This is a genomic window from bacterium (assembly GCA_035529855.1).
Taxonomy (GTDB): Bacteria; RBG-13-66-14; B26-G2; order WVWN01; family WVWN01; genus WVWN01.
This window is the reverse complement of the sequence record DATKVX010000039.1, coordinates 21,481-38,647: the sequence shown is the minus strand read 5'-3', so window position 1 is coordinate 38,647 and position 17,167 is coordinate 21,481. Positions and strand designations below refer to the sequence as shown.

Genomic DNA, 17,167 nt, shown 5'->3' with positions numbered 1-17,167 from the left:
CTTCCACGCGCGCGGATGAACCGCGGCCTTTAACGGCGAGTCTTAGTTTATGGCACGAGCCGAGGTAACGATAATATATGTCGCCGTTTTTCACAATACGCCTTTCGCCGCGCGCGGTTTCGCGCGTGTTTTAATAGAGGCGAATACGAAAGCCGCGGCCACCTCCAGCACGGCGAGGGAAGCGACGGCGAGGCGGTACTTTCCCACGGGCCACGCCGCGCCGACGTATATTATGGTTCCCCACAGCAGCGGCCCTATTATCGCGGCGACCCGGCTGGAGAGCGAGTAAAGGCCGAAGAATTCGCCCTGCTCGCTTTCGCCGACCAGGCCGGCTAGAAAAGGCCTCGCCGCGGTCCAGGTGAAACCCAGGCCGACGCCCACCAACGAGCCTCCCACCCAGAACAATATCGGACGATTCGCCGCCGCGATCAGAATGAACGTCGCCGCCCAACCCACGGCGGTGGCGATGGTCGTCTTGCGCGGGCCCCACCGGTCCGTTACGAAGCCCGCGGCCGCCGCGCCCACTACCGCGAACGTCGTCGCGACTATAAATAGGGGTATCTTGGCGGCGTCGGGCATGCCGAAGACGACGTTGGCGTACACCGCCATGAAGACTATCGCCGTCGCGACCGGGTCCTGTAGGAGTACGTTCCCGATGAGGAACCTAAATACGTCGGGCCGTTCGCGCGCCCGCTTGAGCGTGCCGACGACTTTACGGAGCCCCCACCACGCGGACCGGCGTTCCGCGCCCGCCGCGGCCTCTTTTACCAACAGGAAAGTCGGTATAGAAAAAATCAGGAATAATAGACCCGTCGGCACGAAGGCCGACGGCCGGCCTTCCGCGAACCCCGGGACCCACCCTTTGACGAACGGCCACACGAGTAATAGGCCGGCGATGGCGCCGACGTACCCCAGCGCCGTCCCCAGGCCGGAGACGCGGCCCGTTTGCCCGGGCGGCGCCGCGCCGCGAAGGAGCGCGTTGTAGAACGTCTGGCCGCCGATGTAGAAGTAGTTGGCCAGGGCGAACGCGGCGAGCGCCAATACCCCTTTCCAATAGACGGGGCGTATGAGCGCCGCGACGTTGCCGACGGTTATGGTGAAGGCGACGCAGGCGCCGGTATAGACGAGCAGGCAGCGCAGGCGATTTTTACGCGCGTCGGCGAGCGCGCCCAGCGCCGGCATCGTCAAGGCCACCGCTACCATCGACGCGGCGTAAGCTATGCTGTACGATATGTCCTCGAACCCCAGGTCTACGATTATCCACTGGGCGAAGTACATCGTGATGACGTTCATCGAGAAGATCGTGTTGGCGAAGTCGTACGTCGCCCACGCCCACGCCCGCCCGGGGAGGGAGAGGTACGGCGCGTCGGCTATGCGCCGCCGAAACATTTTTAGGGGTTAAAACGAGGCGGGTTGTCGCGACATACGACTTTTCCGTCCGCGACCGTGGCCCAGGCGCGCGTAGGCCCCCAGTCGTAGAACAGCTCGTTGACGTCGGCCGCGTCGAAGACGGCGACGTCCGCGGCCTTGCCCGGCTCGAGGGAACCGAGCCGGTCCGCGCGCGCCAGCGAATAGGCGGCGTTTACGGTTACGGCGTGGAGTATCTCGGCGGGCGTCATCTTCAAATAAGTCGCCGCCGGCGTGAGTACGGTTCGCAAGGACGCGGCGTGGCACGAGCCCGGGTTGTGGTCGCTCCCCACGGCGACCAGGGCGCCGGCGTCGACCAGCTTCCGCGCCGGCGCGAAGCGGCTCGAGCCCAGGAAGACGGTCGTCCCGGGAAGCAGGACCGCCGCCGTGTCGGAGCCGGCCAGCGCTTCTATCCCGGCCGCCGTCACGACCGCCAGGTGCTCGACGGACGCCGCGCCCATCTCGACCGCCAACTCCGTACCGCCCAGCGGCTCGAATTCGTCGGCGTGGAGGCGGAGCTTCAGGCCGGCGTCGCGGGCCGCGGCGAGGACCGCGCGCGTCTCGTCGACGTTGAAGGCGCCGCGGTCGCAGAAGACGTCGGCGTATTCGGCCAGGCCCTCCGCGGTTACGGCCGGGAGCATTTCGTCGGTCACCAGCGCGACGAAGTCGCCCCGGCGGTCGGCGTACTCGGGCGGAATCGCGTGCGCGCCCAGGAACGTGGGGATGATTTTAAGGGGTGTTTCTTTGGCGAGACGGGCCGCGGCGCGCAGCATTTTGAGTTCGTCTTCGGTCGTCAGGCCGTAGCCGGTCTTCACTTCCGCCGCCGTGGTCCCGTGACTTAAGAATACTTCGGCGCGGCGCCGGCTCGAGGCGACGAGCTCGTCTTCGCTCGCGGCGCGCGTGTCCCGGACGGTGGCGTGGATGCCGCCGCCGGCCTCGAATATCTCCAGGTAAGAAGCGCCGCGCAGGCGGCGTTCGTACTCGTCGGCGCGCGAGCCGCCGTAGACCAGGTGGGTGTGGCAGTCTACCAGGCCGGGCGTAACGAGGCGGCCGCCGCAGTCGAGCCCTTCGGCGTCGGAGGCCGCGAGCTTCTCGACGTCGGGCCGCCGTCCGACCGCGACTATGACGCCGTTCCGGGCGAGCAGCGCGTCGCCCGCGGCTACCGTTTTTTCGGCCAGCGCGGCGCCCCGCCTCGGCCCGCCCGCCGCGGTGAATATCTGGCCGGCGTTGTATAGCAACAGCTCGCCCATCTTCAGAAGCGGGGTGTGCCTTCCTCCAGTACGGCCTCGCCGCGGTCGGTTACGAGGGTCGGCGAAAGGATTACGCCGTCGACGTGCACGGCCACGTCGTTGGCCCCGCCGAAGCCGACGTTGTTCCCGAGCGCCAGGTGGACGGTGCCGGCGATCTTCTCGTCCTCCAAAACGACGCCGGTGAGTCGGGCCGTAGGGTGGGTGCCGATGCCTATCTCGGCCAGCACCCTCCCGCCCTCGCCGAAGGGCTCGAGCAAGGCGCGTAGCGCGTCGGCCTTCTCGCCGTCTTCGATGGCCGTCGCGACGCCGTCCTCGAAGGTGACCGTAATCGGTTCCCCCAGAAGGCCCAGGCCGGCGAACGAGCCGTCGAATACCGCCGTCCCCGCGCTGCCTTCCAGGACCGGCCCCGCGCACACCTCGCCCGCGGGCAAGTTGCCGAAATCGCCCGGCTCGCGGTACGTGCCGGTGTCGGCGAAGTATTCGAGGTCCGTGACGTTAATCGTAATGTCGGTTCCGGCGGGCGACGTAAGGCGGAAATATTTTACGCCCGCGAGCGACTCGGCCAGCTTTCGGCTCCGGGCGGCGACGTCGCGGTAGTCGACGGCCATCGTGCGGACCATTATATCCTCGGTTATACCGGGCATCGACGCGCAGCGGGCGCCCGCCTTGCTGGCGGCCTTGCGCGCGCGCGTATGCGACAACGAGGCGTTCGTCGCCAACAACAGGACCGCGCTCTCGAGCATAAGGGCCGCTACGGGCTCCGGCGGCTCCTCGCCGCTGACGCGCCGCGGCGCCATTACCGCCAGTACCGGGTCCGCCCCCAGCTCGCCCGCCTCGCGCGCCAGCGCTTCGCCCACGGCGCGGACGACGTCGTCGGTCACTACCGTTACGACCTCGCCGGCGCGCACGCCCATGCAGTCGGACAGCGTACGCCGCGCGGCTTCTCTCAAGTTGTCGTCGGCCATATCGTTCCTTCGGCCTTAAAATTTTTTATGTAGGGGCCGACCTTCAGGTCGGCCCGGTTTATACGTAACCGAGCGTGCGCAGCTTCTCCATCATCTCGGCGTCGGCCGGGGCGCCCGCCGGTAGCGGCGGTTGCGCCGCGAAGTGTTCTTCCAACCGCTTGAGCAGTACGCGCGTTACCTCCAATCGGTCCCGCGCCAGGTTTTGCGTCTCTCGCGGGTCGGCGTCGAGGTCGTACAGTTCAACCGCACCGGTGCCGGCGTCGAGGATGAGCTTGTAGAGGGGGCTCGAGCCGTCGACGCGCGATATCACCATTCGATAGTTGAGGTCGCCCTCCAGCGACTCGCCGAAGACGGCGGCTTCGGCCGCCGGCGCCGGCTCGTTCCGGCCGCTTGCCGAATCGGACGAATAGGCCGCGATATTATCTAACAAGAAATCGTACAACGAGGCCAACGTCACCAACCCGGGTTCGCTTTTAATAACCGCGCCGCTTAGGCCGCTGAATCCGGGCGGGGCGGCGACCAGCAGCGGTACGCGCATGCACGGCTCGTAGACGTACCGGCCGTGGTCGTAGTAGTAGTCGTGTTCGCCCAAACTCTCGCCGTGGTCGGCTACGGCGACGACGACCGTATTCTCGCGCACGCCCGCGTCATGCAAAGCAGCGAGTAATCCGCCTATCTCGGCGTCCATAAACGCGACCTCGCCGTCGTACGAGCGGACTTGGGGCGGGTCGGCGTCGGTTAATCCCCGGTATCCGTCCGGCGGCTCGTACGGCGTGTGGGGGTCGAAGTAATGGACCCATAGGAAGAACGGCCTGTTCCTCTCGTCGCCCAGCCAACGGAGCGCCCGCGGCGTCACCTCGTCGGCCGGTCGTTGGAGGCGGGCTTTGACGTCGATTATCCCGAACGAACCGGCGAGACGTACGAAGGTAAGGCGGGTTAATGCGCCGGCCGCGGCGAAGTCGTCGTCGAAGTATTCGAATCCCCGGGCGAAGCCGAGCTTGGACGAAACGGGAAAAGCCGCGACGACGGCGCCGGTACGATAACCGCGCGAGCGGAGGGCCTCGGCTAAAGTAGGCGCGTCCGTCGCAAGCGGTGCGCCGTTTTGGACGACGCCGTTCTCGCGCGGCGTAAGGCCGGTGAGGAGCGCCGCGTGGCTGGGCCCCGTCAGCGGCATGGGGCAGTAGGCGCGCTTGAAGACGATACTTGAAGCGGTTAAACGGTCGAGGTTCGGGGTGAGGCCGGGGGGCCCGCCGTACGCGCCCAGGCGGTCGGCGCGCGTCGTGTCCATAGTGACGAGCAATAAATTCGCGGCGCCTTTGGGGGGCGGCGTTTGGGGCGGGCCGAGGCGCCGGCTCGAGCCGGCCGCGGTTACGCTTACGGTTACGGCGCCGGCAAGAAGCACCGCGAACGCCGCGGCCAGCCAGCGACGTCGAATCTTGAAGGATGGCGCGAACCGTACGGCGAGCCAGCATACCGCGAGCAGCGCGACGTCGGCCGCGAGGCTGGCCGGGTGGAGTTTAGCCGGGAGGACGTTGGCGTTCAAATAGTACCCGCCGTAGAACAGGAGGGCCGCGGCTGCGGCGAACGTGACGCCGTCGGTCCGTTCGCCCAATATAAACCGCCCGGGCGGGCTCCGACGGGCCAGGGCGAATATTAACCCGGCCGGGAAAGCGGCCGCCGCGGCGAGCGCGAACGCGGCGCATAAGAGGAGGGCGGCTCCTCCCCGCGAAGTCGTTAGTTCAACGTCGAGTACGACGAGGGCCGCCGCTTCCCAGGCGCCGATAAGGCCCCCTGTCAAGGAGGCCCCCACGGCGAACGCTATTATGGACGGTTTGTTTACGCTGGTTTTCATATTAACCGAACTCGACGTAGAATTCTGTAGTCGTTTTTATCAGGCCGTCGAGCGCCGCCCACCGCGTTTCGGGGTCGGGCGCATCCGCGAAATTCTCGACGCCGTCGTATGCTTTATCCTTGAGGTCGTCGAACTCCGCTTCGCGGCCGCGCGCGGACGGCGGCATCGTCGAACCGAAGAAATTTTTCTGAGCCTCGCGCATGCTAGGCATAATGTGCTTCATGTCGTTGAAACGCTTCTCCCGGAACGCGAGGTCCATCTCGTAGGATATAACGAGAAGCCGCACCGCTTCGTCGCCGGCGGTGTTGACGTTGTTTTTCTCGTGCAGCGCCAAAATTATCTTTTGCGCTTCGAGGGCGCTGACCCGAGCTTCTTCGAACTGGTCCGCTCCAACCTGGTTCTTGATGTCGCCCATTATCTTCGTAAGCGACGCGATATGGTCGCCCCACTCGGTGTCGCCCTGGAATTCCTCGGGCGGTTCTTCGGGCCAGGCGCGTTTAACTTCGCCGAAAGCTTCTTCGCTTCGGCCGGCCGCTTCGGCAGCCTTCCCTTTATTGGGCGTTAGCGAGGTGTAACGAATAGCCTCCCGGAGACCGGCGTAGCCCTCGTCGAATTTGGCGATATCGGTTACGCCCGCCGTTTCGCTCGTACCGGGCGCTTCAACCTTCTTCTTGGCGCAGCCGAAGGCTATAATCAGCAGTATAACAACGCCCAGAAAAACGAACGCCTTTTTCATCTTATCCTCCTAGGCAATTTATTACTGAATACGCGGCGCCGCCGCGATAACTGCCGGAATTTAACACCTCGTTCCGAGGCTGTCAAGGAAATCGTGAACGCGAGTAGCGGTGTACGAGGCCGTTATCGCCGTTAAGCAGCGGCGGTCGTTGCAATCGGGGAAGTAGCCGTCTTCGTAACAAGGTCGGCAATCGGTTTCGTGCGTGAGAATCAGCGCCGGCGTACGCCACGGGCCGTTCACTTTTGGGTCGGTCGGGCCGAAGAAGGCGACGGTGGGCGTTCCCGCGGCCGCGGCCAGGTGCATGGGCGCCGAGTCGTTGCCGATAAAGGCCTTGGCCCTTTTGAATAGAAGATATAACGCCGGCAAGGAAGTCTTGCCGGTAAGGTCGATTGCACCGGTGGCGGCGGCGACGCCGGCGTTTAACGCGGCGTCGGAGGGGCCGCCCACGAGCGCTACTTGGTAGTCGCGTTTCAAAATATCTACGAGTTCGACGTAACGTTCGGCGGGCCAGCGTTTGGCCTCCATTCGGGTCTTGGGGTTAACGCCGCCGCCGGGAGCGACCAGCACCGGCGCTGACGCGGCGAAGGGCGGTTCGCTCAAAAAATGCTCGGCTTCGGCTTCCGCTTCTTCGCCCGGCACGACCGCTAGCGGGCCCGGGTCGCCGGCGGCGCCGCACGCCCGGGCGAGGTCGAAGTATTCCTCCACCTGGTGTCGGCCCCCGAGGCGGGGCACCTTCACGGTATGAGCGAAGCCGTCGCCGCCGCGGTCGAAGCCCACGCGGTTGGGTACGCCGGCCCAAGCGGCGAAGGCCGAGAATTCCCAGGCTAGGTGGAAGACGACGGCGAGGCCGAATTTTTCGCGCGCGAGCCGTTCGCGGAGCCGGCGTAACTCGCGGATACGCCTTTTTACGAATATTCCCTCCGGTATGGTCCAGACGCGGTCGAAGGCGGGCGCCGCCGCGGCGAGGGGCGCGGTCGCGACGCCGGTAAGCAGCGCTATCTCGGCTCGAGGGAACAATTGGCGCAGGGCGGCGAAGGCCGGCGTGGCCATCAAATATTCGCCGATAGCCCATAGTTTGATAACTAGGACCTTACGGATTTCTTCGCGCGGCGGGAGCGCGGCTTCCCGCGGCCTGAGGACCGTTTTGGCGGCGGCTTTCGCCGCGGCGCGTACGGCCCTTTTGAATATATTCCGTTTCTTCGACAAATGGAGGAACCCTAACGCGGCGGCCTTATTCGCCGGCTTTGTATCGCCGAAGCGTTACGCCCCGGCGGGAAGTCGCTTTTTCGAAGTGTTCGGCTAAGGTCGGCTCGAGCGCCTCGGGCGTGTCCAGGCCGTCGAGCGCGAACCGGGCTTTGCCGGAGGCGAGTACCTCCGCCGTTTCGTCGTACGTCATCAAGTGGTAGCGGCGGCGGTCCGCGGCGTTCAGCCTTTCGCCGACGCGGTGCGTGAAGTAGCCGAGCTCCCAACCCGGCAATACCCGCCGCCGGGCGAGGGCGGCGTAGCCGGGCCAACCGGTGTACACGACGTCGCTTTCACGCGTGGCGTCGGCCAGTAGGCGGGCCGCGGCGTACACTTCCGCCGGGCCGACGAGCTCTTTGTGCGCCCGGTCGAACACGACCTTGGCGGCCGGTCGGGCGGCGCCGACGAAGGCCGCGGCGCCCACCACCGCCAGCGCGACGGCCTTTTTCCGGCGCCATAACCACGCCGCGCCGACGCCCGCGGCGGCGGCGAAGGCGGGTACCGCCGGTACGAAGTATTGGCGTTGGCTGCTGCCGGGTACGAGGTGGCCGAGGAGGATGAGGACGCCGGCGGCGAGGGGGAACGCTAAAATTTTACGCCCCTCCGCTCGAAGCGCCAGAAACGCGGCGACGATTAGAATCGCCGGGTCCGGCGGCAGCAGGAGACTCAACGCCGCGGCCCATCGCCCCGTCGCGCCGCCCCCCAGGAACAGCTTGTGTATGCCCCAAACGTTAAAAGCGAACGCGTCCCCCGCGACGGCGCGGAAGTAGACGATTATCGGCGTTACGGCCAAGAAGCCGATGCATAGCGCGCCGACGGCGGCCGCCCGCCGGCCCGGCCGCCGGGGTAGCGAGAGCCAAATGCCGAAGGCCGCGGCCGGGAGGGTTACCGCGACCGTTAGCCGCGCCAGCGTGGCCGCGCCCAGCAAGACGCCTATGACCAGCGCCCGGCCTAAACCCGTTTTCTCGATATCGCCGGGCCAGAGCCAGACGGCGACGGCGAAAGTTAAAGCGGCCGCAGCCGGCGCGTACGCCTTGACCGGGACGAGCCAGGTAAGCGCGAGCGACGACGAACCGAGAAAGACGACGGCGAAGAACGACGCCGGCCCGCCGAAGCGCCGCGCGACCGCTAAGCCGAGGAAGGCCGCGGAGACGGCGAACAGCGCGACGTTCAAACCGCGCAGCGCGTAGAGCGAAGGCCCGAAGACCTTTATTGCGCCGGCGTAGTAGAGCGACGCGAGCGGCATGTGCGGCAGGGCGAAGTCGCGGTAGGGAAGGTCGCCTTCCGCGAAGCGCCACGAAGTATAGAGCCAGAAACCCTCGTCGCGGTCGACCGGGCGGTACCAGATCTGCGCGACGGCGAGTACGAAGATGACGGCCAATACGGCCGCGGCTACGGTTTTTTTAGCGTCCAACGGCTCGACTCCTCTCGCCCGCGCATCATAATATACGGCTCGGCGGCGGTCAAGGCCGAGGGTGGCCGCGGGCGAAATCGTTTGCGCGGTAGGGCTTCATTTGGTATATTGATGCCGTTTGAGAGGTCGCTATGCTCGAGCGATTTTTCCATATAAGAGAAAGAAACTCCACCGTTCGTCGCGAGCTTTTGGGCGGCGTCGTCACTTTCATGACGATGTCGTACATTATTTTCGTGAACCCGGCGATTTTGAGCGCCGCGGGTTTGGATTTCGGCGGCGCCCTCGTCGCGACCTGCGTCGCGGCGGCGACCGGTACGCTCCTCATGGGCCTTCTGGCCAATTACCCCATAGCGCAGGCGCCGGGGATGGGGCTTAATGCGTACTTCGCGTACACCGTCGTCCTGATGATGGGGGTGCCGTGGCAGACCGCGCTCGGCGCCGTCTTCATATCGGGCGTGATATTCACGGTATTGACCCTACTGCGCATCCGCTCGCTCATAGTCGACGCGCTGCCCCCGTCGGTGCGGAAGGCCATAGCCGCGGGCATCGGCCTGTTCATCGCGTTTATCGGCTTCGAGAAGGCGGGTTTTATTAGATTGAATCAGGCCACGTTCGTCACGTTGGGCGACCTGACGCACCCCGCGGCGCTGCTCGCCGTCTTCGGCCTCGTCGTAACCGCCATAATGTTGGTATTGAAGTGGCGGGGCGCGTTGCTCTACGGGATGCTGCTCACCGCCGCGGCGGCGCTCGTCTTCGGCCAGGTCGAGTACACCGGCGTCGTTGCGGTTCCGGAAAGTGTCGCGCCCGTTTTCGTCGGGCCGCTGAAACACCTGGTCGAAGTGGGGCCGCTTCCCAAAGCGACGTTGTTCTTACAGATGGACCTGGCGGGCGCGTTCAAGTTGGGCCTTCTAAACGTAATTTTCGTTTTCCTCTTTATGGATATGTTCGATACGCTGGGGACTTTCCTGGGCATAGCGGAGCAGGGCAAGTTCTTGGACGAAAAGGGGCGGATGCCCCGCATCAACCGCGCCCTTATTTCCGACGGCGTCGCGACGTCGGTGGGCGCGGCCTTCGGCACGTCGACGACGACTTCCTATATCGAGTCCGCGGCCGGCATCGCGGCCGGCGCCCGCACCGGCCTCGCGAACGTCGTAACCGCGGCGCTCTTCTTGGTCGCGCCGCTGTTCTTGCCGCTGGCCAGGATGGTCGGCGGCGGCATAATGGTAACGCAGGGGGCCCCGCTGGAGGGCGTACTCGGCGGCGCGTCGGTGCGCGGCTTCTTCGAGATGACGCGCTTCCTACAGCCCATAACGGCGCCGGCGCTCATAATCGTCGGTTCGTTTATGTTGACGGGGCTCAAGGATATCAAGTGGGACGTCCCGGTGGAGGCCATCCCGGCGTTTGTGACTTTGATCGCCATACCGTTTACGTTCTCGATCGCGAACGGCATCACGCTCGGTTTCATATCGTACCCCATAGTGATGGTCGTCGCGGGGCGGTGGCGGGAGGTAAGCCCGCTGGCGTACGTGCTGGCCGCGCTCTTCGTCGCTCGTTTGATATTCCTGGCGGCGTAGGGCGGATTATCTTTTGTTATGAAAGCTAGATTCCCCTTGCCCGGCGAGCGTTTCTACGTAGCCGCGGCGGTCGCTTTGGCGGCGTTCGTCGTATACGCCAAAACGCTGTGCGGCGACGTCTTCTGGCAGGACTCGGGCCTGTTCAACCGTTCCGTCGGCCTCCTCGGCAGCGGCGTGCCGCCGGGGTTCCCGGGGTGGCATTTAGCGTGTTATCTCTTCGCGATGCTGCCCGGGGTAACCCCCATCGTGGGGATGAACCTCTTTTCGGCGGTCGCGGGCGCGGCTACGGCCTTTTTCGTCGTTCTGCTGGTTTACGAAATAGCGGACGGCGGTTGGGCTACTTCGGTGGGCGCGGCCGTCGCGGGCCTCGCGTATTCGGTGGCCCCTACGGTTTGGATTCAATCCACGACGTGCGAAGTTTACACGATGAACATGGCGCTCACGGCGGCGACGATGCTCGCGCTTTTCGCGTGGCGCCGCCGCGCCGACGTCAGGTGGTTTTACGCCGCGGCCTTCGCGTTCGGTATAGCTTGCACCAACCATCCCCAGCAAGTGGTCCTCTTGATTCCGTACGCGGCGTTCGTCGTTTGGCAGCGGCGCGCCGCCGGCCTTCGCCCCCGCCACCTCTACGTAGCGGCGGCGTTGTGGCTGCTCGCGATGTCCACTTATCTTTACCTGCCGGTGCGGTCCGCGGCCGGCGTCGTCCAGAATTGGGGCAAGCCGCGCACCCTGTACGGCTTGTACTTCCATTTAACCTGTAAGGAGTTCCAGAGCCAGATGTTCAGCGCGCCCTGGGCGGTAGTCGGGTGGCGCGCCAAGACCGCGGCGTGGTTATATTTGGACCAATTCCGGTGGGTGGGTATAGGCGCGGCCGCGGTCGGCGCGGCTTGGCTGGCGTGGCGGCGCCGGGGCTATTTCCTGTATTTCGTCGGCATCTCTTTCTTCACGTTGATCCTCATCGTCAACTACCCGTCTTTCGGCTTTCGGGCGTGGTACTTCCCGTTCTACATGTTGACGGCGATATGCGCCGGCGTCGCGGTAACGCGGGTCGGCGAGGCGTTGGCCAAATGGCGACGGGCTGCGGCTTACGTCTTTTTGGCGCCGGCGGCGGTCGTCGCTCTGTCGCCCGTGCTTACGCGCTTTTACCAGGCGGACAGGACTTACTACCCGTACGTCCGGGATTTCGGGGCGAATTACTTACGTCCGGTAGGGTACGGCGACTTCGTTTTCCTGGGCGAGGAGAACTCGGCGGCTACGACCGGCATACAGGCGTTGACGACGTTGGAGTACGCGCGGCCCGACATTTTCTTCGTCGATACCACGGGTAACGCGAATTATTTCGACGTCTTCGACTTCGGCGGCCGGGACCTGTCGCACGCGCCGGTCAACGTAATAGTCAAATATTTCTACGAAATTATGAGCGACGTTCTCTCGGACAAACGCCACGATTATTATTTCCTCTACCCGTACGATTTCGTAGCGTCGTGGGGCTACGGCCTCGCGAAGGACGGCGCGGTTTACCGGGTTGTACGACGCGGTTCGCCGCCTCCCCGCGCCGACGTCATAGGCCGTTACGTAATTCGCGGCGTAGACCCGCCCGCCACGTACTTGGACCACTGGGCGCAGGGGACGGTGGGGAATTTCCTCTACGATTTGTATACGCGTTTTCGCCCCCGCGACGAGGGCCGGGCCGAAGAGTATTTTACGCTCGCCGACCGCGTAGGCCGCCGTTCGCACGAGGTGCAACATAACTTGGGGACCGTCTTTTACCTTAAAAAGGATTACGCCGGCGCCGTACCCTATCTCGAGAGGTCCGTGGCGCTCGAGCCGACCGATTCCTTCACGCGTTATTTGCTTGCCGACTGTTACCACGAGCTCGGGCGGAAGGACGACGCCCGCCGCGAGGTCGAGACGTCGCTGCGGTATAAGCCGGGTTTTAAACCGGCGGTTTTTACGCTGGAAACGGGTTACTTTATTAAGTGGTAAAGCGGGTGCGTAAAGGCCAGGTATTCCTGGTCGATAACGACGTATTGCGGCGCATCGCCGACGCCGCGGAGATAGCGCCCGACGAGAGCGTGCTCGAAATCGGAATGGGGCGGGGCGAGCTGACGCAGCACCTCGTCCGGCGCGCCCGCGAAGTGGTAGCGGTCGAATTGGAGGAGCGCTTCGTAGACGCCGCCGCGCGCGACTTCGACCGGTACGACAACCTTACCATAGTGCACGGCGACATCCTGGACGTTGACTGGGCCGAGCTGATTCCGGAAGGCCGGCGCGTGGTGGCGGTCGGTAACGTCCCTTTTTATATTACGGGGCCGATACTTAAACTCCTGGGCGAGCACCGGCGGCAGCTTAAGCGCTGGGTGCTTACGCTCCAGAAAGAGGTCGCCGAGCGCATCTGCGCCCCGCCCGGCGGCAAGGCTTACGGCGCGCTGTCGGTAAAGATGCAAACCCGGGGCGAACCGTATATCGCGTTCGTGATACCGGCCGATGCCTTCGAGCCGAAGCCGGAGGTGGACGCCGCCCTCGTAACGTACCGGTACTACGACGAGCAGGCGGTCCCGTTAGCGGGGTCGGAGCTCTTCGGCCACTTCGTGGACTTCGTCTTCGCCGCGCGGCGTAAGAAGGTCGGCAATCGGCTGGCCACCCTTCTGGGCGGCGGCCTTTCGGCGGCGGAGGTGGCTTCCAAGCTCCGCGAGGCCGGCTTCGAGCCGGCCGCCAGGCCGGAGAGCTTTTCGCCGGGCGAGTTCGCCGAGATGTACGCATTACTCGAGCCGTATTTAGACGCCGAGGTCAGGAGGTAACCATATGCCGGGCCCACGCAGGGCGGCCTTGATTATGGCCGGCGGCCGGGGAACGAGGCTCTGGCCTCTCTCCCGGCGCGACAGGCCGAAGCAGTTTCTTTCGTTGGTGACGGACCGAACGCTGCTCGAGGACGCGTACGAGCGCGTCGCGCCGCTGCTCGAGCCGTCGCGGATATACGTCATAGCCGAAGAGGACATCTTGCTCCAGGCGCGGCCGCTGTTGCGGGAGATACCGCTGGCCAACTTCGTCGCCGAGCCGGCGGCGCGCAACACCTGGCCCGGTTGCGTTTTGGGGACGCTGGAGGTAGCGGACCGCCTCGGCTCGAAAGCCGCGGTCCTCGTCCTGCCGGCCGACCACGCCGTCGACGACGGGGACGCTTTTCGCTGCGCGTTGGCGGCCGGTTTCGGGCGCGCCGCGGAGGGGGCCATAGTTACCTTCGGCATAAAGCCGGACCGTCCCGAAACCGGGTACGGTTACGTCAAGTGCGGCGAGGTTTTGGAGGCCGGCGCGCCGCGCGTTCGGCAAGGCCTCGCGTTCAAGGAGAAGCCGGACGAGGCGACGGCGCGCGATTACCTGGCCTCGGGGGACTACTTGTGGAATAGCGGGATGTTCGTTTGGCGCGCCGACCGCTTCCTCGAGGTGGCCGCCGAGTGTTGCCCGGACCAGTTCGCGGTCGCGAAGAGCCTGAAGAGGCCGTTGGCGGCGGGCGAGACGGCGAAAGTGGCGGATTTGTACGGGAGGTTCGAGGCGACGTCCGTGGATTACGCCTTTATGGAGAAGTTGCCCGCGTTCGAGGTGGTCGAAACCGATTGCGGGTGGGACGACATCGGTTCCTTCGACGCGCTCGAGCGCGTGTTGCCGCGCGACGACCGCGGCAACATAGGCCGGGGCGACGTTTACCAGCTGGGGGGCGTGGGGAACATCGTCCTCGCCGGCGGCCGGCGGCCGGTAGTGTTGTTCGGCGTGGACAACAACGTCGTCGTCGACGCCGGCGACGTCGTCCTCGTATACCCGAAGGGGGCCGGCCAGGACGTACGGAAGGTCGTCGAGCTGTTGGAGGAGGAGCGGCCGGACCTCGTTTAAAGGCGCTGCGACGGACGTTGAGGGCGGGCCCCGGGCCCGCCTTTTCGTCGCCGCTTAGTGGCGGACCGGCTCGAGGAACTTGGCGTAGTCGAACGCCGGGCTGCGCTCCGCGTCGTGGCAGCGGGTGCAGGTATTTCCGTTGATGGGGGGCGTTTTGACCGCGGGCGATTGCGCGTGCCCTTCACCCGGGCCGTGGCATTCCTCGCAGCCGACGTTCAATACAGCCGGTTTCCGGGCGCCCACGAAGCCGCCGCGGAAGCCGTAGCCGGTAACGTGGCAGGCGACGCACTCCGGGTCCGTCTCGCGGCCCGCTTCTTCGAGGGATGCGTACGCCGCGGCGTGGGCCGTCGCGCGCCATTGTTTCGTTTGCGAGCCGTGGCACTCGGCGCACCGACTCGTGCCCACGTAGATGAAACCGCCCGGCGGCACGTCTTCCGGCGGTTTCAACAGCTTCTTTTCGTCGACCAGTTCTCGCAGCGCGGCGTAGTACTTCTCGACCAGTACCTGCGCAGCCTCGTCTTTCGCCGTCTCTCTCGTCACCGGCAAGACGTGGTTTTCGGCCGCGACGACGTTTAACTCCTCGTCGAGCGAGAGCTTGAGCATGCCGACGTAGCGGTTGCGGCTTCGCGTGTAAACCATCCAGCGGCCTTTGACCTTTTCCGCTTGCGACGTTTGGCCGCCGCGGTGCCCCGCGATGACGACGTCTATCTCCTTGGGGCACTTGGCGGCGAAGGCGCGGGCTTTGTCGACGTTGCCGACGTGGGCGAGGCAGATGACGACGTCGGCCCGGCGCGCGAGTTCGGACGTCGCCGCTTTGAGGCTCTTTTTATACGGCTTGACGTCGACGCCGCGGAAGTCTTTTCCGGCGACGAGCTCGGGGTTGAGAAAGCCCACGATGCCGATTTTCAGGCCGGCGCGGTCGACCACGCTGAAGGCCGGCGCGAACGGTTCCCCCTCCGCGGCGACGTTGGCCGATATTATCGGGATATCGTTGGTTTCGACCAGGTTCGTTAAAAAACCCAGGCCGAAGTTGAAGTCGTCTTCGCCCAGGTTGACGGCGTCGTAGTCGAAAGCGCCGTACGCCTCGGCCGAGATTTCGTTTTTAAGGCGGTCTTGTTCGCCGACGTTGGGGCTGAGGAAGTCGCCGGCGTCGACGAGGACGGCGTCGGGATGGGCGGCGCGGATGACGTTGACGAGCGCGGCGCGGCGGGCCAGGCCGCCGTAAGCGAGCAGGTTGCAGCCGCAAGATTCGACTTCGGCGCCGCTGTCGCCGGTATATATAATTACCAGTTCGCGGGGCCCGGTGCCTTCCGGCGAGACCGATAAGGCCCATAGGACCAGGCCGCAAACCAGGGCCGCTCTAAGGTGCCGATTCATCTAATAACCGAGACGCGCGAGCTTGTCGCGGAGTTCGGCCGCGGCGGGGCGCTCGTCGTACGCGCCGGCGTAGACGCGGTACGTTCGGTCGGACGCGGCTTTTATGAATACGTCGGCGTTCGCGCGCGCCGAGATTTCTTTGGCGAGCAAGTAGGCGTGGCGGCGCGGGACGTCTTGTTCGACGCGTACGGCGAATCTCGGCTCGCCTTTTACGTAGACCGTAACGACGGCCGCGCCGGCGGCAAGCGGTACTTCGCCCTTCCAAGCCATTTCGGGGGGCTCGGCCGGTTCGGCGAACAATCCCTCGCGCATCGCCCGGGCGACGAGCGCGTCTTCCTTCAACGCGCCTTTGCTCGAGAATACCACCAATCCGTCGGCTCCGGCCTCCCTGGCTGCGCGACCCTTCGCGACCATCTCCTCGCCGACGGCGTCGTCGAATTCGTCGGCCGCCACCTCCGGGACCATAATGCCGGCGTAAATGTGGCGGCCTGACGCGACGCCCACGGCGTCGTCGATTTGCTTGCCTACTATGCCGGCGTCGCGGCTGTACGCCATCGGCATTACGGCGTCTACGTAGCCGCCCTCGAGCCAGGCGGTCCAGTCCTGGAGGCAGTCGTTATAGGCCGTCCCCTTTCGCGAGGCGAAGGCGGCCGCCGTAAACCGGCAAGCGGGCTTAAGCGCGGCAAGGCCGTCGTAAAGCCGATTCAGGAAGGCGTTTATTTTTTGCCGGCGCCAGTCCGCGAAGGCCTGCGCGTCTTCCAGCGTCTTCCCGGTTTCGGCTTGATATAATTCTATGGCTTTAGGGTGCCGGCCGAAGGCGGGCGAGGGGTAGCGGACGTAATCGAGGTGCAGGCCGTCGACGTCGTAGTTGGCGACGATATCGCCGAATACATTATAGAGGTAGTCCCGGACTTCGGGCAGCGCGGGCTCGAGCCAGGCCATGCCGTGCGGGTCCCACGTTTCGCCGCGGCCGTTCTGGCTCAACCACTCGGGATGCTCGAGCGCGGGGTGGCCGGGCGGCGTGGGCGTCTTCCGGTTCAAAACGACGTACGTCGTTACCCAGGCGTGGACCTCCAGGCCGGCGGCGTGGCCTTTTTCGATTATCTCTTCCAGCGGGTCGAAGTCGGCCGGTTGGCCGGCGAGGTGGGGGGAGCGGGGTTCCGGATTGGGGAAGCGGCCGTCGTTCTTGTTGGGAACGTAGAGCGCGTCGCCGCGGTAGCGAACCTCGACGAAAAGGGCGTTGAAGTTGTACCTCGCGGCGGCGTTTATAACGCGGTCCACGGCCGCGGGGGAGTTCACGTCCCACGGACATACCCACAGGCCGCGCAGTTCGTCGGTCGGCGCGGCGCCGCCGGGCAACGGCGAGACCGCGAACGCCAATAGCATAAGCAGGCACGGGGCTTTCGCGCGTTCCACGGGAACCATAATATGTAAAAACGCGGGCGGAGGCAAACCTTTATTTGTG

At 65.1% G+C, this 17,167-nt stretch carries 13 protein-coding genes; 4 read left to right on the top strand and 9 right to left on the bottom strand.

The features are described from left to right. Positions 1-90: 90 nt before the first annotated feature. Genes VMX79_03515 through VMX79_03485 form a run of 7 tightly spaced genes read right to left on the bottom strand, consistent with a single transcriptional unit; the run spans position 91 to position 8,866 of the window. Positions 91-1,389 (bottom strand): MFS transporter, encoded by a 1,299-nt coding sequence (locus VMX79_03515; protein HUV86159.1) that lies wholly within the window; start codon positions 1,387-1,389, stop codon positions 91-93. Between the two features lie 2 nt (positions 1,390-1,391). Next, on the bottom strand, positions 1,392-2,657 hold the full coding sequence (gene hutI, locus VMX79_03510; protein ID HUV86158.1) for an imidazolonepropionase: 1,266 nt from the start codon (positions 2,655-2,657) through the stop codon (positions 1,392-1,394). A 2-nt stretch (positions 2,658-2,659) separates the two neighbouring features. Continuing rightward, positions 2,660-3,622: an aminopeptidase gene (locus VMX79_03505; protein HUV86157.1), complete on the bottom strand. Its 963-nt coding sequence runs from the start codon at positions 3,620-3,622 to the stop codon at positions 2,660-2,662. A gap of 58 nt (positions 3,623-3,680) precedes the next feature. Next, positions 3,681-5,474, bottom strand: coding sequence for a sulfatase (locus VMX79_03500; GenBank protein ID HUV86156.1), 1,794 nt, complete (start codon positions 5,472-5,474; stop codon positions 3,681-3,683). 1 nt (position 5,475) lies between these two features. Next, a complete protein-coding gene (locus VMX79_03495) occupies positions 5,476-6,210 on the bottom strand; it encodes a hypothetical protein (GenBank protein ID HUV86155.1) in 735 nt (244 codons plus the stop codon). A 60-nt stretch (positions 6,211-6,270) separates the two neighbouring features. Further along, positions 6,271-7,416: a glycosyltransferase family 9 protein gene (locus VMX79_03490; protein ID HUV86154.1), complete on the bottom strand. Its 1,146-nt coding sequence runs from the start codon at positions 7,414-7,416 to the stop codon at positions 6,271-6,273. Positions 7,417-7,441: 25 nt separating this feature from the next. Next, positions 7,442-8,866, bottom strand: coding sequence for a glycosyltransferase family 39 protein (locus VMX79_03485; GenBank protein ID HUV86153.1), 1,425 nt, complete (start codon positions 8,864-8,866; stop codon positions 7,442-7,444). A gap of 131 nt (positions 8,867-8,997) precedes the next feature. Here VMX79_03485 and VMX79_03480 point away from each other — a divergent pair, with 131 nt between their 5' ends. Genes VMX79_03480 through VMX79_03465 form a run of 4 tightly spaced genes read left to right on the top strand, consistent with a single transcriptional unit; the run spans position 8,998 to position 14,325 of the window. Then, on the top strand, positions 8,998-10,440 hold the full coding sequence (locus VMX79_03480) for an NCS2 family permease (GenBank protein ID HUV86152.1): 1,443 nt from the start codon (positions 8,998-9,000) through the stop codon (positions 10,438-10,440). Positions 10,441-10,458: 18 nt separating this feature from the next. Beyond that, complete coding sequence (locus tag VMX79_03475; protein HUV86151.1) at positions 10,459-12,426, top strand: DUF2723 domain-containing protein; 1,968 nt, start codon at positions 10,459-10,461, stop codon at positions 12,424-12,426. Positions 12,427-12,431: 5 nt separating this feature from the next. Beyond that, positions 12,432-13,241, top strand: coding sequence for a 16S rRNA (adenine(1518)-N(6)/adenine(1519)-N(6))-dimethyltransferase RsmA (gene rsmA / locus VMX79_03470; protein HUV86150.1), 810 nt, complete (start codon positions 12,432-12,434; stop codon positions 13,239-13,241). A gap of 4 nt (positions 13,242-13,245) precedes the next feature. Next, the gene (locus VMX79_03465) at positions 13,246-14,325 is read left to right on the top strand and encodes a sugar phosphate nucleotidyltransferase (protein ID HUV86149.1); all 1,080 of its coding nucleotides are present in this window, start codon (positions 13,246-13,248) and stop codon (positions 14,323-14,325) included. 54 nt (positions 14,326-14,379) lie between these two features. On the opposite strand, the gene VMX79_03460 is transcribed toward VMX79_03465, so the two are convergent. Beyond that, entirely contained in the window at positions 14,380-15,702 is a 1,323-nt protein-coding gene (locus tag VMX79_03460; protein ID HUV86148.1) for a multiheme c-type cytochrome, read from the bottom strand. Further along, positions 15,703-17,127, bottom strand: a complete 1,425-nt coding sequence (locus tag VMX79_03455) for a family 10 glycosylhydrolase (GenBank protein HUV86147.1) — start codon at positions 17,125-17,127, stop codon at positions 15,703-15,705. Between the last annotated feature and the right edge of the window lie 40 nt (positions 17,128-17,167).

Excerpts from the sequence above, each read along its gene's own strand:
- VMX79_03465 (HUV86149.1), top strand. The coding sequence starts at position 13,246 with ATGCCGGGCCCACGCAGGGCGGCCTTGATTATGGCCGGCGGCCGGGGA.
- hutI (HUV86158.1), bottom strand. The coding sequence starts at position 2,657 with ATGGGCGAGCTGTTGCTATACAACGCCGGCCAGATATTCACCGCGGCG.
- VMX79_03475 (HUV86151.1), top strand. The coding sequence starts at position 10,459 with ATGAAAGCTAGATTCCCCTTGCCCGGCGAGCGTTTCTACGTAGCCGCG.
- VMX79_03515 (HUV86159.1), bottom strand. The coding sequence starts at position 1,389 with ATGTTTCGGCGGCGCATAGCCGACGCGCCGTACCTCTCCCTCCCCGGG.
- VMX79_03480 (HUV86152.1), top strand. The coding sequence starts at position 8,998 with ATGCTCGAGCGATTTTTCCATATAAGAGAAAGAAACTCCACCGTTCGT.
- VMX79_03505 (HUV86157.1), bottom strand. The coding sequence starts at position 3,622 with ATGGCCGACGACAACTTGAGAGAAGCCGCGCGGCGTACGCTGTCCGAC.
- VMX79_03500 (HUV86156.1), bottom strand. The coding sequence starts at position 5,474 with ATGAAAACCAGCGTAAACAAACCGTCCATAATAGCGTTCGCCGTGGGG.
- VMX79_03455 (HUV86147.1), bottom strand. The coding sequence starts at position 17,127 with ATGGTTCCCGTGGAACGCGCGAAAGCCCCGTGCCTGCTTATGCTATTG.
- VMX79_03460 (HUV86148.1), bottom strand. The coding sequence starts at position 15,702 with ATGAATCGGCACCTTAGAGCGGCCCTGGTTTGCGGCCTGGTCCTATGG.
- VMX79_03495 (HUV86155.1), bottom strand. The coding sequence starts at position 6,210 with ATGAAAAAGGCGTTCGTTTTTCTGGGCGTTGTTATACTGCTGATTATA.